Annotated in this window: 1 pseudogene; it reads right to left on the reverse strand. The window is 78.5% G+C overall.

Annotation, left to right across the window (positions count from 1 at the left end):
* Window positions 1-44 precede the first annotated feature (44 nt).
* A pseudogene (locus GA0115242_RS37720) lies at window positions 45-1,764 on the reverse strand (NADPH cytochrome P450 oxidoreductase family protein); the annotation flags it as partial.

Here is a 1,764-nt window from a genome sequence, read left to right on the forward strand (position 1 = left end):
CCCGCCGGACACGGAGGTGGGGTGCCGGCCGGTTCTCCGCCGGGTCACCCGGCCGCGTACACGTCCTCGACGTAGCGGCCCTCCGCCGTCAGGGCGTCGAGCCACGCCTCGGCGTCCCGCTCGCCTGCGCCCGGGGCGCGGTCGCGGTACAGGGCGCGGAAGGCGTCCCGCACGCCGGGCGCCATCCGGGAGCCGTCGCCGCAGACGCGCACCCGGGCCCCGGCGGCGAGCAGCGCCCACACCTCGTCGGCCTCGGCGGCGATCCGGTGCTGCACGTACCGGGCGCCGTTCTCGGGCGCGGCGCTGAAGACGGGGCGCAGGGCGACGGCGCCCGCGCGTTCGGCGACGCGCAGCTCGGCCGCGTGGAGGTGGTCGGCGTCGGGGGCGTCGCAGCCGAAGTAGAGGAGCGCCGGGGCGAGTTCGGCGCCGTCGGCGAGGGCGGCGGCGCGGTCGGCGACGGCACCGCGGAAGGGCGCGAGGCCGGTGCCCGCCGCGATCATGATGACCGGCGTCGTGGTGTCGGCGGTGTCGAGGCGGAAGGCCTCGCGGCAGGGCTGGACGCGGGCGAGGACGGTGTCGCCCGGGGCGAGTCCGGCGAGGTGGCCCGAGCCGACGCCCCGGTGGACGCCCTTGCCGGAGCGGGCCGGGGCCTCCAGCAGGGAGACCATCAGGTCGGCGTGGCGGGGGTCGGCGGCGGGCGAGGAGGAGATCGAGTAGGTGCGGGGGCGCAACGGGGTGAGCAGGTCGAGGAGTCGGGGCCAGTCGAGGGCGCCGCGCAGTGCGGGGTGGTCCTCGACGAGGTCCACGAGGGTGCGGGGGTCGTCGGCGGGGAGGGCGACCAGGGCCGCGCGTTCGGGCGGGCAGGGGTTGGCGGCGGCGAGGGCGGCGCGCTGGGCGGGGGTGGGCCGGTTCTGCAACTCGACGTGGTGGGTGAGGAGTTGCCGGGCGGTCAGCGGCCGGTCCACGGCGGGTCCGTCGGCGCGGGGGCGGGTGGCGCGGATGTCGAGGACGGCGTCGGGGTCGACGTCCGAGGGCGTCGGCGGCGCGCTGGACCAGGGCCGGGGGGTTGGCGGGCAGGACGGTGAGGTGGTCGGCGGTGCGGTAGGAGGTGCCGTCCGGGAGGGCGACGCGGACGAGGCGCTTGCGGCGGGCGTGGCCGGGGGCGGTGAGGTCGTGGGCGGCGGTGACGGTCATCGGGACCATCTGATGCCGGACGGCGAGGGCGTCGAGCGGGCCGCCGGTCAGGACGCGGACCCGGTAGGCGTCGGTGGGGTCGTCGGCGGCGGGGGCGGGGGCGGCGGCGTCCGGGTCGCCGTGCCGGGTCAGCAGGGCGATGCGCAGTTGGTCGGTGAACTCCCGTACGGCGCCGTGGAGATCGCCGGAGGCGTCGGCGGCCGCGCGGTCGACGAGGCGGGTGGCGCCCTGGGCGGCGAGGCGGTCGTCGAGGCGGGTGGGGACCTGCTGGTAGGTGGCGGCCCAGTTGCGGTCGCCGACGCCGAGGACGGCGTAGGTGACGCCGGACAGGTCGTGGTCCTCGTCGAGGCGGGCGGCGAAGGCGGTGGCGTCGTCGGTGGGGCGGCCGTTGTAGGAGGCGGCGGTGATGACGACGGCGCGGTCGGTGGGCAGCCCGGCGGCGTACGCGTCCAGGGGCGCGGTCTCGGTGGCGCAGCCGATCGCGGCGGCCTCGTCGGCGAGGCGGGCGGCGAACTCGCGGCAGGTGCCGTAGTTGCTGCCGTGCAGGAAGAGCGCGGCGGTGCCGGGGCG

Origin of the sequence: Streptomyces sp. SolWspMP-5a-2, assembly GCF_900091845.1 — a bacterium.
In the GTDB taxonomy this organism is placed as follows: Bacteria; Actinomycetota; Actinomycetes; order Streptomycetales; family Streptomycetaceae; genus Streptomyces; species Streptomyces doudnae.